A 15,626-nucleotide genomic window follows, 5' to 3' on the forward strand; every position below is an offset into this window, starting at 1 on the left:
GTCTTCGGCCTCACGTAGCAGTTCATCGATTTCTTCCTCAGTCAAGTGATGCTCAATCTCTTTTCGACGTGAGCGCTCCATTACTCTTCTATCAAGCTTAACTAACAAAAGTTTTCATACTCATTAAATGCGCAGCAACGCCCGCCAGATGTACATCGCATACCGGTCGAGTGAGTGGTAGGACGTGGTTGGATCAGGTAACGCATCCGAGTGAAGGCCGAGTTGGTCACATATCTCCGGCATGAGACCGGGCCGATCGACAAGTTCGGCGTAGCTGTGGCCCTCTTCTTTACGAATACAGTGAGCGACTATGTGGGCCTCGCGGGCAAGCCCGCCCGAGTCGGGCTTGCCCGCTTGCTTCCCCAACGCTTGTTTAGCTAGGTGACGACACTGCTCGATGAAGTCGAGGATATCGACCTCCATGTCAGGTTCGATTTCCTCGGCTTCACTCTTCTAAACCCGTGGTATCGGCTGATAAGATCGCTCTTCAACAGAGCAAGATATTTACGTCTCTACCCTCCCACACCTCTCCTACTTCATCTACTGACTTCTCGCTGTCAACCACGTCGGCTAAGTTGCGGAGGCACTCTATGATGTCATCGTTGTCTACGTCCCAGTTGGATGGAGGGGTTAACACGGAGTACCTATGTAGCAACCTCAATACCGGTGACTTCGAACCGAGCACCACCGCTAGTTCCGTCAGTCACGCGAATGTCCCAACCATGCGCGTCAGCGACTTCACTGATAATACTCAGTCCAAACCCGGTCCCGTCCTCAACAGTCGAGTAGCCAGCATTAAATACGTCCTCACGCTCGTCTTCAGGAATACCCGGTCCATCATCTTCGACATAGAATCCACCCTCCACTTCGCCGACTGTGATCGTCACCCCGGCACCACCATGTTCGACTGCGTTCCGGAAAAGGTTCTCAAGCAACTGTCGAAGCCGACTCTGATCCGCTTCAATCAGTCGGTCAACACGGAGATCGACGGTTGCTTGGTCTGTTTCGACGGTTCGGAAGCAAGTTTCCACGATCTCAGCGAGATCAACTGTTTCAGTCTCGCCGACAGGTTCCCCTTGGCGTGCTAGTAGCAGGAGGTCCTCGATTAGCTCATCCATCCGGTCAACCGCCTGTGTGATCCGATCAATGTGCTCACTCTCACACTCCTTACGAAGCAATTCCAAGTAACCATCGACCACCCGTAGCGGGTTCCGCAGATCATGGCTTACAACCTTAGCGAACTCCTCAAGTTGTTCATTCTGCGCTTCGAGCCTCTGCTTGCGGCTGATCTGATTAGTGACGTTCTGGGCCAGTGCTATCCCGTAGGTGATAGCACCGTCACCGTTTCTCACAGGGGCTACTCGATTACGGTACGTATCCTCTCCAAGACTCTGTGTGAACGTACTGGTCTTCCCATCTAGTGCTTCAGTAAAATAGTGAGCAAGTTCGTCAGCGGTCTCCTCCGGGAAGACATCATGTGGCGTTGCGCCCTCAATTTCGTCGGGTGAGAGGCCGACTGTCTCAAGTTCCGTTCCACGAGCGCGGACGTAGTGAAGATCATCGTTAAACAGGAATACTGCGCCATCAGGAATATTCTCAGCTAACGACTGGTACTGGCGTTTTAACTCTCTGATCTCTCTGATACGCTGCTTGCTCTCGGTTATGTCTTGTATCGCCCCACGGAGCCTGACAATCTCTCCGTCTTCTGCCTGTGGCTCCGCGCGCGTGCGTACCCACCGCGTTTCCCTGTCCGCGAGTTGTACCCGCAACTCTAAGTCGTACGGCTCACCGGCCTCAACCGCATCCCGGAACGCCTGTGTAAATTGTGGTCGGTCATCAGGATGATACAGATCGATGACAGCCTCGTTGTTTGGAGTCCACTCTCGCGGACGGTCGTGGATGTTATAGACCTGATCGGTCCAAATGGTTTGTTCACCCTGAATATCGTATTCCCACGCGCCAACATTCGCGATTTCCTGAGATTTTTTAAACAGATCATTTTGCCGTTGTAGCTCCTGTTCGCGCGCTTTCCGGTCCGTGATATCTTGAAACTGCGAAAAAATGGCGACAACATCCCCGTTTTCATCGGTCACGACACGATTATACCATTCGCAGATAACGCGCTCGTCGTCCTTCCGTATGTTCTCGTTGACGCTATAATACCCGCCCTTATTTTCCAGAAGACTAGAGACAACATCGGCAACCGGCTCTCGATCTGATTCGGGGACAATTTTTTGCCAAGAGTGACCGATCAAATCACCTTCAGCGTACCCGATGATCTCCTCGGCTGTCTCATTCAGACGAACAAAATTGAACTGTTTGTCCCACTCGACGACACCAAGCGGTGATTGTTCAAAAAACAGATTGAGACGTTTCTCTCGCTCGGCAAGTTCAGTCTGAGTGTGATACTTATCCACCGCGTTCCTGATGCGGTTTGTAAGGACGGTATACTGACTAGTTCCATTTCCCTTCTGGAGGTAATCTGTGACACCCGCTGAAATGGCGTCACTAGCTATTGTCTCGCTACCCTTGCCTGTATACAGAATAAATGGGAGACTCGGATATTCATCGCGAACCGATTCAAGAAATTCGATGCCGGTCTGTTCCGGCATGTCGTGATCAGAGACGATACAATCAACTGGTTCGGTTTTTATATGTTGTAGCCCCTCATCTGGGCTTGTCACAGTTTTGACATCGAACCGGTCATCCTCGCGTTCGATAAATGTCGCCGCCATGTCGGCGAATCCTGGCTCATCGTCTACGTGTAGAATTTTGATAGACTCGTTCTGATCTCTCATACTGTATAGTTAAGAGCCTGATATCATAATTATGCCTCGAAATATAAAATAATTTATTAATAGAGAGCACAATTCTAGAACCCTGTATCGAAAAATCTCATCCCCCCGCGGTCCGGCGTCCAAACGACCGGCAACAAGGAGAGACGCTACGGCTTCAATTGTGGGATGATATCACAACTCAGCTTTGAAAGTTGTCGTGTTGGCACTATTGGACCCGAAATCGGAGGAAAAGACGTTCTACGAGGAGTTTACGGTATCGGCCGAACTGGAGAGTGATTCACAGAGGATAATGAAGGCAGCGTTCACGGCGTTTGAACCTCTAGTGGAGGGTGGAGCGTCTGCGGCTGAATTCTCTTTTCCATGCTCACACCGTCTCAGCCGCCATTTTCGGTCGATTAAGTGTTAGATACTCAACGTTCAAAGCCGAGTAGTTGAGGGACTCACCGAGTTTGTGGAGAATGAGATGGGCGTGCGACCGGAAGGCCGCCGCCCAGCGCTCTGCTGGAAACACAAGCTTATCATCCGCCTGCTCAGTGACGAGATCCAACAGATCACGGATTACAAGCAGCGACAGCAACGCTGCGTACAATAAGATCCTCACCACGTGTTCGTCACTCGTGTCGAACTCGTCTAATTCGTACTGCGTCTTCAGCTCCCGGAACAGCAACTCAACTTCCCACCGACAGCGGTAGATCTCCGCTAAATCAGCCGGAAAGAACACCTCCCTAGCTAAATTCGTCATGTACAGGTGGTAGTCGTCGGCGTCCTCGTCGCGGACGCCGACGACGCGAAATCGCTTCGTATCCAGCGACTGTGTCCCATTGTACGGCCCTCGTTTGAACTCTACTTCGACTTCTACATCGATGTACTTCCGATCGAGATCGTCGAGAACAGCTCGGAGCTGCTTGCCCTCTAAGGGAATGGCGCGGCCGCGCCATTCCCGTAATTCTGCCGTAATCACCGGATTCGCGTTCTGCTTCAGCCGACTCACGAAGTAGCCGTCGTTTTCGTCGATTAGCGCAAACCGGCGGTACTTGAAGTAGGCGAGATCGAACAGCATGAGGCGATTCTCAAGCCACGGCCCTGTTTTGAACAAGGTGCTGTCGTGCGTTTTCTCGTTAGCAGTATCGAGCTGTTCAATCGTCTGCTCTGTGGCATTGTGGAGCAGGTGGAGCTTCGCTCCAGCCTGCTCCTCGTGGCGGGCTTCGAACTGGCCTGAGAGAAATTCGTGTAACCGGAACACCGTTCCATCAGCGATCATCACGTCTCTAAATCGGTCGATATCAGCGTCAACAGCGTTAGGAACAGCGACCTCGTCGAGGCCGCGCTCGACGAGGTCGCGAAGGTACTCCGCAAGCGTCGGTGTCAACCGCTGATAGAATCCACCCGGAGAGATCGTCTCATCGGCAGTAGAGTTGTAACAGCGTCTAAACCCGGCGAGTGTTCGGCTTTCGCCTGCGGCGAAGCCGAACACGAACGCCCAAACGAAGGCAGGGATCTGGAGCTTGCGGTCTCGTTCGACCACGCCGAGTTCCTCGGCGTGCTCTTCGAGGAACTCAGAGGGAAACAGTGTAGTGAGCCGACGCATAATCCGGGGTGAGGAGTCTTTGTCGTGTACAGACTGGACTTCCTCATTCCTTCCGAAAGATGCCTCGATAAGCCGCCGCTATCACGCGGTTTCTCGCTTAACTAAAGACGGATGCCTCACGAACCACGAAGCGCATCCACTGGTGATTCATTAGCAGCCTTCCATGCGGGATAAATCCCGCTCAGAATACTTGCGACGAGCGCGAAGATGAATCCATACAGGAGGTATCTCGAACTTGACCAAGCTAATGCGAGGGCTGGGTCACCGGCTAACACGTTGAACATCACCACACCGACGACGAGAGATCCAGCAGCGCCGACAAGCCCACCGACCACACCTAAGAATGCGGCCTCGGTCAGTATCATACGGAGTATTTCGCCGCGGCGGACACCCACGGCACGTAACACTCCAATTTCTCCCCGACGTTCTATTGTGCTCATTAACATGACATTCAAAATGGCAACACTCGCTACGAACAGTGAAATAGAGCCAATACCGAGGAGTGCGAGCTCTAGCGTGTCGGTAAATGAGCTGATGTTCTCTTGGACACTTGCGTAGGTGGTCACACTGAGAACTTCGTCATCGTCCTCGTTGAAGTGCTCCTCTATCGTGGTTGCCGCTTCGGTTGCGGCATCTCCGTCCTCAGCGATGATGGTGACAGAATTATAGTCGTCCTGTTGGTTGAGCGCTGAGAGCGGAAGCACAAGTTCTCCCCCGCCATCAGAACCAAAGCCACTTTGTGAGGCGATGAATCCCCGAATACGGAACAGTTGTCCTTCGTATTCGATTGGGTCACCGATCTCCAGCCCGAGTGTCTGTGCAGTACTCTCGGAAATGAGAGCCCCTGTTTCAAGCCGTGTGGGCTCAGTTCCAACAGAGAGATCATACAACGGTGCTGGGTTTGTCAGACCCGTTACCTGAACGTTCGCTTCTTCGCCATTCCGTGCTGAAAGCTCTGTAAAATTCGTTTTTTGCGGAATGACGGTTACCCCTGGCAAGAGATCCCGAATCGTCTCAGCTTGCGCATCGGTGATGCCGTCAGTATCGATATCTTCTCCGGGCGAGATGGTTGCTTGATCGGTGAGACCACCGAGGCTTGAGGTGGCCTGCTGTTCGAGCGCCACCCCAGCCATACCGAGTGACGCGATCGCAATCACGCCGACTACGATACCCAGCACCGCGAGAGCGGTCCGGGTCCGGTTGCGACCGAGGTTTCGCCACGCCATCAGCACGCTTGGGAAGCGACGAAGAACGCTTGTACGCCCCACTACTGGACCACCCCATCAACAATACGGACAACTCGATCCGCATACTCCACTAGCTGCTCGTCGTGAGTGATCGAGACGACCGCGATGTTCTCTTCTTGTTTCAGTCGGGTTATCTCATCGAGAACCGTCTTCCCAGTGTCTTGATCGAGGTTTCCAGTTGGCTCATCTGCGAGCAGGATATCGGGTTCATTGATCAGCGAACGGGCGATGGCGACGCGCTGTTGTTGTCCGCCAGAGAGTTCGTCAGGCGTGTGCGTGAGTCGGTCACCGAGACCAACCCGCTCTAGCAGATCGGAAGCACGCTCTCGACGATCAACATCGGTGTCCCACATTGACGGCAACTCAACGTTCTCCTCGGCTGTGAGCATCGGAAGCAAGTGGAAGTCTTGGAAGACGAATCCAAGCTGTGACCGACGTTCCTCCGTCCGCTCATCCTCATCGAAATCGGTGATGTTGCGCCCGTCAAGGAAAATCTCGCCCGTAGTCGGAGTATCTAACAAACCGATCATGTTGAGCATCGTGCTTTTCCCGCTTCCTGACGGCCCGGTCACGACGACCATCTCACCGCGGTTAGCGTAAAAGTCGACATTTTTCAGCGCCTCGATCGTCTCAGCCTCGGTGTTGTATCGTTTGACTACGTCTCTGAGTTGGATTACACTCATTCACGATTCCACAGATATCGGCCGAGGCCTCCTAGTGTAAGAACGAGCACTACTCCGAAGATTATCGGTAGGAGTGGCAGTCCGGACTGGTTCTGTTCGCCCCCCGAGGTGGCTTCTGGTTGGGTCTGCCCCGCTGCTCCAGTAGTCGTATTGAGTGACGATACATCGACTGTCTGTGTCTTCGTCACGCGATCATTGTCAGCGATATACGCGACCCTAATCGGGACTGTATCTCGCTCAACGCTCGCTGTCAGTTCGAACGTCGAAAATTCGCTGGCGTCAACAGACCCAACGAAGTACTCTCCAGACCCACCGGCGGGAGTGATGCCGTCTGTCGTCGGGATGCTGATGAGAACCGACTCAACATCGGTGCCACCAATATTCGCTGCCTCACCATCGATCGAGACCGTTGAGCCGCTTGCTGCCACGTCGATACTCGTGAGGCGAATCTCTCCCGTGACCTGCTGATCGCGTGTTGCTGTCCGCGTTGTTTCGTACTGCTCACCGCGTGCAGTATACGTCGCGGAGAAGTTGATGATGTCAGTGTCGTACTCTCCGGTGTCGAATGTTACCGAGGTCTCCTCGTCGGGATCGACATCGAACACATCTCTGTTGTCACGCACGCTGTCGTCCGCTGTCGCCGTTATCTCGATGTTAGACAGTTCGACGTTTCCGTAGTTCGTGAAGGTGACCGTGGTCTCATCAGACCCGTTTGAGGCCGTCGACAGCCCACCGTTGATATCGAGTTCTTGTACATCTACTGTCACAGGACTGTAGATGGCACGGAGATTTCCGCCAGATGCGCGTTTAGCAGAAACGTGCGCTTTGAGGTTTTTTTGCCCTGCTTGCTCAAAGGTCGTCGTCATTTTGACGGTGAGGCTTCCACCGGGAGCAAGTGACCCGACATCTTCAACTCGTTCATAGTGCTCTTGATTCGTTCGAAGCATGATACTAGAGACATCAGCGATGCTGTTGCTGCCTTCTTGATTTGTCACTGTGACATTGAATGTCGTCGTTTCACCAACAACCGGATCTTCTGGTGAAGCATCTACAGACACGCTGACTGCCGATTGTTGCGCAGAAGCGACAGTTGCGCCCCCGAATGTCACACATACAATTGTGAGAAGTGTAAGAAAAACTGGCAGCAGCTGTTGCCGTCTCACGAGGATATCACCCGCTTTGGGGCAGCCAGAGCAAGTTGTGTCGGCATGTACCAGCAAATCTCGCACCGAACTGTGTGTTGGAGGGAATGTACCTGCACATCTCATTTAGATCAGTCTGTGGATAAAAAAGCCAAGTCTCAGTACCTCACAAAGCATTCTCGTCTAGCTGCTTCTGCGGCTTCAGTTCTGTGTCGAAGCGGTTGTACTGACGGTTTCGTAGAGAAAATCAGCCCGGATCGGCGGCGACCAGTCCCCGACGCGAAAGCGTTGTCACTTATTCCGCTGCCTTGCCCAGTCGGTGGTTAGCGGTAGAATTGGTTTCTTGATGATCGGTTCGCGGGGACGGCCCGACACACTGTGAGGGCTGTCCACGCAGCACGTTGAACCATATTGACGAACTTCTGGTACGGTCACTACCAGAGGCGATGCCCGCCTCGGTGGAGCGTCGCCAGTTGTATACACACCTTCAGCAAGCAGACGTTCCAACTAAGCAGCTTTGTGAATGACTAAAATTGGGAGTCCGCGGTAGAAGTGCTTAGAAAGTCGATTCGTGTTCCTGTTCAGCTACCGACGACTGTATCGACAGTCTCCTACAGAAGAGCGAACCTGTTATTTCAACTGGTGACCCCGACCGCGTCATCGGGTTCAACAGCGTAGAGGCTTCTCAAAAGCGATAACTTGCCGAGGGGGATTAAGTAGAAGGCCGCGCAGTGGCGATGTATGGGTCTGACAGACACAGGATCGCCACTTCAGCATTATATAGAGAACACGCCGAATGGCATGGAATTCCTGATGAGACCTATCGGCGTCGCCACACAGCGGGCGACCGACCAAGTCACGATCACGAACTGTCAGAGGACGTTGGAAATGAGCACGTTGACACAAATTCGCTCGCACCACGATAAGATGTCGCTCGCTCGGTTCCTTCACGAGCCCATCGGACAGTGGCGTAACCGAGGCGTCGGCGGTCTCGTCCACGTGCCGCCCGTGAGTTCGAACGACGAGGACCGTTGCCTCGCTTCGGCACACTTCGACTACGTCGTTGAGTTCGCGAGTAAACGCCAGACGGTTGTTGCCCAGATTCTGGGGAAGTGTAACGTGAAACCGACATGGCGCCCCCTCAGTGCGTCCACGGCTGTGGGGGAAATAGGGGTATGAATTACAAGTACGCTGATACGCCCGAATCGATACGTATGGCGGTGCGTGAGGTGGCGTCACGAGACGCTGTCGAGGGGATTTTGCTGTGTGCCGCTCCAGACGACGGGCTCGACGAGTGGCTCGACCCGTTCCTTCGGGAACTCGACGTGAGCGTCTTCGGTGGCGTCTTTCCGGAAGTAATTCACGACGGTGAAAACAAGGGGAGTGGAGCGGTCATCTGCGGGCTCTCATCGGAACCACACGTGACGACGATCCGCGGGCTGAGCGGCGCGGACCCGGACTATACGTCAACCTTGGACGCCGACCTTCCGCTCGACGGGTACGAGACAGCGTTCGTCTTCGTGGACGCGTACGCGACGAACATCCAGGAGTTCATCGAATCGCTGTTCAGAACGTACAGCGTTGAGCTCAACTTTATTGGCGGTGGGGCCGGTACGCTCGAAGCGGAACAGCACCCCTGTCTGTTCACTAACGAGGGGATCATCGAGGATAGCGCCGTGATGGCCGCGGTGGAGTCACCGGTAACCCTCGGCGTCGAGCACGGGTGGCGCGAAATCGCTGGTCCGTTCCGGGTGACCGACGCGGACGGGAGCACGCTACGCCGTCTAGACGGCCAGCCGGCGTTTTCGGCGTATGAATCCGCCGTGGACGAACACGCTGAGAGCGAACTCGCGGCCGATGACTTCTTTGAGACAGCGAAGGCGTACCCCTTCGGAATCGCTCGGATGGACGGAGAGCAAATCGTTCGCGACCCCTTCGAGGTGACCGAAGAGGGCGGTCTCGACTGCTTCGGGGCGATACCCGAAGGCGAGTTCGTTCACGTCCTCAAGGGGGAACCGGAGTCACTGATCGACGCTGCACGTCGCGCAAAGACGGAGGCGCGGGACTCAGATACGCCCGTGGAAGGGCTGTTTTTCTTTGACTGTATTTCACGGGTGCTGTACCTCGAAGACAAGTTCGAGCGCGAACTCTCCGCCGTCAAGATGGACGACACGCCGATGATCGGCGCCCTCACAATCGGTGAAATCGCAAATGACGGCTATGGACACCTCGACTACTACAACAAGACCGCGATCGTCGGTGCGGTAGAGGAGATATGACTTCGCGACAGCGACGCATCCAGACCCTCTACGAGATTTCGCTCGCCATCGAGACCGGTGGGAGCATCGAAGAGACAGCTGACCAAGCGCTCGCCGCGTATCTTCAGAAACTGAACTGTTCCGTCGGCGGTATATTCGAAATCTCCGCGCCGTCGGACGGGGCGGAACCAACGCTCGTGACGTCTATTCCCGCGAACCCGGAACGGAACGAGCTGTTCCGCAGCGCCCGAGAACACCTCATGGAGATCGCTGCCGGCGCTCGGAGCGGCGTCTCGGGGCGAAGCGACCGGACGGCGGAGTCTGCCGCCGTGGTGTCGGAGTCGACGACGGTTCGGCGGTTCGCCGACTCCCTGCCCGCTACCGGCACGGTCGACGGCTCAGGCACGTACTATCTCTTCGACCTCCCGGGGTTTGGCGTCATGGTCCTCGGCAAACAAGGGGGGTCGCTCGATCTTGAAACCGCCTCAGCGTTGGACCCGCTGAACAATCGGTTGGCACAGGCATGTCGGTCGAACCGAAGGGAGCGAGCGCTACGCAGGCAACGCGACCGCTTCGAAGCCATCTTCGCCGCAACCGCTGAACCGACCGTCGAGGTTGTCGTCACGGAAGACGGAACAGAGCGGATTCATCGCGCAAACGACGCATTCAGATCGACGTTCGGATTCCTCAACGACTCACTCCGCGGGCAGAGCCTCAACGAACTGATTACGCCCGAGGATCAGCCCGTAGAGACCGGCTCGCTCATCGAGACGCTCGAGACGGGAGAACCGTTTCGGCAAGAGGTACAGCGAGAGACATCCGATGGGGTCGGGTACTTCCTCTTTACAGCCGTTCCGGTGACTGCGACCGAGCGGACCGAGTACTTCGGTGTGTTCGTTGATATTACCGACCAACGCGAGCGTGAACTGTCGCTACAGGAGCTCTACGTCGCCGCACAGGATATCCTCACGGAGGGCTCTCGTCATCGGATCTGCCAGACGGTCGTTCAGACCGTAGAATCTGTTCTCGGACACTCGAGCGTCGGCGTTCACTTGTACGACCGGGACTCGGGAGCACTCGAACCGGTAGTCACGAGCGCGGCGATCCGGGAGCGGCTGAGCGAGGAGTCGATAACCTATACTGACAGGGACTCCGTAGTCTGGGAGGCGTACGAGCGAGAAGAGCTGATCCGGATAGATGACATCGCCGCATTCGACGGACGCTTTCCGAATGATGAAACTCCTGTCGGAAGCGCGCTCATCGTTCCCGTCGGCAGCCACGGCGTCGTCGTGACCTCGGCTCCCGAGCGGAACAGCTTCGACGACGAGGACGTGTACTTCCTACAGGTGCTGAGCCAGCTCACGGCGATCGGGCTCGATAGGCAGTTGAGCGAAGAGGGCCTCCGGACGACCCAAGAGACGGCCCGTCGCGCGCTTCGGGAACGCTCTCACGAGGGGATGGTCGAGTCCGTCCTCACAGACATCCCGGAGGCACTGAACATGCCGCTGATGGGCATCTGGAAGCATCGCCCCGCGCGGCAACGGCTTGAACCGGTTGCGGCGACCGATCACTCTGAGCGACTGCTCGGAGACTCGCCGTCATTCTTGAACGGAGACAGCCTCGCGTGGCAGTCGTTCGAAAGCGACACTACGCTCGTCGCCGCCGATGTCGCCACGGACTCGGACGCCTACAATTCGGAGACACCCCTCGAGGAGGAAGTGATCGTTCCGATCGGTGACTTCGGGGTGCTAATCGCCGGCTCGGCGTACACCGAGAGCTTCAGCGAGCTCGACGCCGATATACTCGACTCCCTCGGGACAAATCTTGAAGCGATCACCGAGGTGATCGACAGTCGCCGGGATATCGACCTCCTCAATCAGGTGATCGCAAGGATCCTCAGACATAACGTCCGGAACAAGCTCACCGCGATAATGGGGTACACGTCTCAGATAGAGGCGAAGGCTGAGGAGCCGATACGCGGGTACGCGAAGCGAGTCTTGGAGAATTGCCGCGATCTAAAGAAGACCTCGAAGCACGCCAAGGAGATGCGTAAGATCGTAAACAGTCGGGACGAGATCACTACCGTCGCGCTTGAGCAGGAGGTCCGATCCGCCGCGTCGACCGTCGACGGAGAGTTCCCGAACGGCGAACTCGAAGTCGATGTCCGCGACGCGGCGACGGTGACGGCTCACCCAGAGCTGGAAACCGCGCTCGCTCACCTCATTCGGAACGGGTTCGAACACAACGACAGCGACGCCCCCGCGGTTGAGGTCGCCGTCCGCCGGGGTGACGAGGATGTGCGGATCGAGATTCGTGATAACGGTCCCGGAATCGATCCGTATGAGCTCGACGTGATCGAACAGCACGGTGAGTCCGCGCTGGAACACGGGAGCGGAGCGGGGCTGTGGATTGTGGATCGCGTGGTCCGATACTCGGAGGCTGCGCTCGAGATCGACACTGAGGACGGGACGACAGCGACGATCGCCTTTCCCGATCACTGACGACCGACCGCACCCCGCACTGAGCGCTCGTTTCGGCGCGCTTGCCAAGGACAGCGCCTACGGCGCCGCACCGTATACTATGTCGTCGCACTCGTCTCGAACGGCCACGGTCCGTTTGACGACCAGACGAACGCACCAGTTACGGTCGCGACGGACCAGTTCGTTGGCCCGAATGTCGCCCCCACGGACGATGTCCTCGTAGTTGGCTCTACTAACAAATCTAAGAACTGACGGAGTCGATGCGCAAGAGACAGAGACGAAGTCCAACAGTGGTGGTCATCCCGGCAACCAACCATACACATGAACCATTCGTCTTTAGTTAATATCTTCAGTAATACTCGATAGCTGTGGTTTTTGCTCAAATACGGCCCAGCCACACCAGATACGGCAAGAAAACGCCGTTTGCGATGGTTGCTTATCGCTCGATCTCGCCGGTACTGGTGTCTCATCTGTGGCTTCTCCTACATCTAATACTGACAAGCATACTTTTGGGAATTGTATTATTATCAAGCTTAACTAAAGACGAATGACACATGAACTTATACTCAGCTTTGAACGTTGAGTATTTAACACTTAATCGACCGAAAATGGCGGCTGAGACGGTGTGAGCACGGAAAAGAGAGTTCAGCCGCAGACGCTCCACCCTCCACTAGAGGTTCAAACGCCGTGAACGCTGCCTTCATTATCTTCTGTGAATCACTCTCCTGTTCGACCGATACCCTAAAGTCTTCGTAGAACGTTCTCCCCCGATTCCGGGCTCAATAGTGTTAACACGACAACGTTCAAAGCTGAGTCAGCTACTCACCACTGCCGCTGCTCGACCGACTGATCGAAGACGCTCAAAAAATCCGCAAGCGACAACCAATCTTACAAGAGACACTCGCTACCGCTACACAACCGAGGTGTGAGGCTTAACTAAAGACAGGTGGCCACACCAACATACCTTTCTTGTAATGTGGCAATTAGTAAGTAAATGGAATATAGCTCAGGACTACGACGGCGGATCATCTTCGGAACTGGAGGGTTAGGATTAGTAGCTGCTGTCATTTTTGTTTTAATCCAGTTTCAGGCAACGCTCATATTTACAATCTTCCTCTACTACGCAAGCCGCCCAATTTATCGTAAACTCGAGAACCTCTCGCTTCCATCGCGACTCCAAGGCCATCGCGTTCCCTATCGATGTCAAGTTCTTGCTATGGTTACAATTGCTATTTTCCTACTGCCGTTTCTCTTATTGCTCACCTACACCCTTATACTGGTAGTACCCGAAATCCAACGGCTCGCTGGAGGGGATGGTCCCGGTGCAGCATACATCTCTGCACTACAGTCGGCACAAGGAAGTGGACTCCCGGGTCCACTCGTAGGACTAGAAATCGGTGAGATACTGGGACTGAGTCCTGAGGAAGTCGTAGCAATCCTCAACGACCCTGCAGTTCAGACATGGATCGAACAAACAGTTGCTACACTAACCGGTTCAGTCGGGTTTATCGCAAACGCAGCACTCCATGGATTCATTCTTCTGGCCGGGACATACTATATGCTTACCGACGGCTCACGGCTTGGAGACTGGTTTCTCAACAACTTTGATGAATCAGGTGTTGTCGGGTCATACGCAGTAGCTGTTGATGATGAACTGTCTTCCATCCTCTTCGGTAATATCTTAAACGCATTTGTGACGGGTATCATCGGGATTCTTGTCTTTTCTGGATACAATCTCGTTGCACCAGGAGCAGTAAACGTTCCATTTGCGCCCCTAGTCGGGGCACTCACAGGAGCAGGAAGTTTAATTCCAGTTGTGGGAATGAAAATTGTGTACCTCCCTGTCGGAGCAATTCTCGCGATAGCTGCTGTCACCAGTGGTCAGGCAAGCGCGTTCGGCTTCGTGATCCTGTTTCTCGTTTTGGCGTTCGTAGTCGTTGATACGATTCCTGACTTTCTAATCCGCCCGTATGTGAGCGGCAACCGGACACATGTGGGCCTACTGATGTTTGCCTATATTCTCGGACCGATCGCGTTCGGCTTCTACGGGATTTTTCTTGGCCCAATACTGCTTGTCCTCTTCGCAGAGTTCTTTAGAACTATTGCATCGTACGTGCTCACCGGCAGACAGCCACATGAACAATCAAGTCTCTCGGACTACTGATTGATATCCCCTCGCTTTCAGGGGAAGACGTCTGGTGATCGTCGTAGGCGTAGAGGATTCAAACGATATTCCAACTACCGAGAGGGTTCGCTCCGACCCCCAACTTCTTCCGCATTCCAGCGTAGGTGCTGCCGAGCAGGACGAAGAAGGTAAGCGATGACTGGCTACGAGAACGGGATCCAATTGGTCCGATCCCTCGGAGATATTGTTCAACCACCGGGAGAAGAGGAGTAGATCGAGGGAACCTCGCCCCGTCCTGATTTCGTCATGCTCGTAGCTGCTGGCCGCACCCCTTGTTGAATTTCTTGACCATTACAGCGACAATTAAATTCCAGAAGTGAAGCAGCTACAGAGCACGCCCTTGGGTGGGGAGGACCGTGTTACATTGCTGGTACGTGTTTAGCCCGAACTGATTTCGCTGCTATCTCATAGAAGGCGCACAACTTAGCCTGTATGAACTGGCAGCAGAGGTTCGCGATGATTCTCAGGGATGGGCTCCGTCGTGGAGCCCATCCCGTTACCTCTGCTGTCTGTACTGGAAGGTGGGATCTGTGAACGGAGATGATCTCACCAAAGAGGAGTTGCTCTCCCGGTTTTTACAACTTGAACAACGAGTCGAAGAGCTTGAACAAGACAACGCACAGCTCCGAGAGAAGTTACAAGAGAAGGACGAGCGGATCGAAGAACTCGAAACACGTCTTCGCAAATACGAGAATCCGCATACTCCACCCAGCAAGCGACGGTCGGGGACCGACGGGTCCCCGACCTCGCAAGATGACGAAGACGACGATGTCCGAACTGACGGTGGCACTCCCGGTCGGAAGGATGGTCACGATCCGGAGTGGCGTTCTATGGCCGATCCTGACGAAGAAATCGAAGTCACCTGTGACTGTTGTCCTGAGTGTGGCGACCGCTTCGACGAGTCGGTGGGCGTCAGCCCCCGACTCGTCGAGGAGATCCCTGATCCCCAGCCCCCAGAAATCACCCGGTACAACCGCCACTACTACCAGTGCGACTCCTGTGGAACAGAGACAGTTGCGGCTCACCCCGACTGCCCCGATGAGGGGCAGTTCGGGGTGAACGTCATCGCTCAATCAGCTCTGTCACGGTACGATCACCGCCTTCCTTACCGGAAGATCGCTGATCGCTTCGAGCAACTACACGGACTCGAACTCTCGGGTGCATCCGCGTGGCACGCGACCGAGCGCGCTGCGCGCGCCGGTCGCTGTGAGTACGAGCAGATCCGTCAAGAGATTCAGGATGCTG

Annotated in this window: 8 protein-coding genes and 3 pseudogenes; 5 read left to right on the forward strand and 6 right to left on the reverse strand. The window is 55.0% G+C overall.

Going from position 1 to position 15,626, the window contains the following annotated elements; all coding sequences use genetic code 11:
- Nucleotides 1–126: 126 nt before the first annotated feature.
- From EXE52_RS17625 to EXE52_RS17655, 6 genes and pseudogenes are all read right to left on the reverse strand, one after another.
- A pseudogene (locus EXE52_RS17625) lies at nt 127–423 on the reverse strand (IS5/IS1182 family transposase); the annotation flags it as partial.
- A 221-nt stretch (nt 424–644) separates the two neighbouring features.
- Nucleotides 645–2,798, reverse strand: coding sequence for a PAS domain S-box protein (locus tag EXE52_RS17635; RefSeq protein WP_137703979.1), 2,154 nt, complete (start codon nt 2,796–2,798; stop codon nt 645–647).
- 424 nt (nt 2,799–3,222) lie between these two features.
- Nucleotides 3,223–4,386, reverse strand: a pseudogene (locus tag EXE52_RS17640) (IS4 family transposase); the annotation flags it as partial.
- Nucleotides 4,387–4,502: 116 nt separating this feature from the next.
- Nucleotides 4,503–5,654, reverse strand: a complete 1,152-nt coding sequence (locus tag EXE52_RS17645) for an ABC transporter permease (RefSeq protein WP_394338102.1) — start codon at nt 5,652–5,654, stop codon at nt 4,503–4,505.
- Nucleotides 5,654–6,316, reverse strand: a complete 663-nt coding sequence (locus tag EXE52_RS17650) for an ABC transporter ATP-binding protein (protein WP_049933399.1) — start codon at nt 6,314–6,316, stop codon at nt 5,654–5,656. Before EXE52_RS17650 ends, EXE52_RS17645 begins: the two co-directional genes overlap by 1 nt.
- The gene (locus EXE52_RS17655) at nt 6,313–7,425 is read right to left on the reverse strand and encodes a CARDB domain-containing protein (protein WP_158293629.1); all 1,113 of its coding nucleotides are present in this window, start codon (nt 7,423–7,425) and stop codon (nt 6,313–6,315) included. Before EXE52_RS17655 ends, EXE52_RS17650 begins: the two co-directional genes overlap by 4 nt.
- Before the next feature lie 774 nt (nt 7,426–8,199).
- Between EXE52_RS17655 and EXE52_RS18335 the strand changes: the two genes are divergently transcribed.
- The 5 genes and pseudogenes from EXE52_RS18335 to EXE52_RS17685 all read left to right on the forward strand — a co-directional run.
- A complete protein-coding gene (locus EXE52_RS18335) occupies nt 8,200–8,637 on the forward strand; it encodes a hypothetical protein (RefSeq protein WP_094519315.1) in 438 nt (145 codons plus the stop codon).
- On the forward strand, nt 8,634–9,737 hold the full coding sequence (locus tag EXE52_RS17665; RefSeq protein WP_158293628.1) for an FIST signal transduction protein: 1,104 nt from the start codon (nt 8,634–8,636) through the stop codon (nt 9,735–9,737). The genes EXE52_RS18335 and EXE52_RS17665 overlap by 4 nt, the downstream gene beginning before the upstream one ends.
- Entirely contained in the window at nt 9,734–12,217 is a 2,484-nt protein-coding gene (locus EXE52_RS17670; RefSeq protein WP_137703983.1) for a GAF domain-containing protein, read from the forward strand. Before EXE52_RS17665 ends, EXE52_RS17670 begins: the two co-directional genes overlap by 4 nt.
- 973 nt (nt 12,218–13,190) lie before the next feature.
- Complete coding sequence (locus tag EXE52_RS17675; protein WP_137703984.1) at nt 13,191–14,360, forward strand: AI-2E family transporter; 1,170 nt, start codon at nt 13,191–13,193, stop codon at nt 14,358–14,360.
- A gap of 551 nt (nt 14,361–14,911) precedes the next feature.
- Nucleotides 14,912–15,626, forward strand: a pseudogene (locus EXE52_RS17685) (IS66 family transposase); the annotation flags it as partial.

Origin of the sequence: Halorubrum sp. CGM4_25_10-8A (genome assembly GCF_005435025.1) — an archaeon.
Taxonomy (GTDB): Archaea; Halobacteriota; Halobacteria; order Halobacteriales; family Haloferacaceae; genus Halorubrum; species Halorubrum ezzemoulense.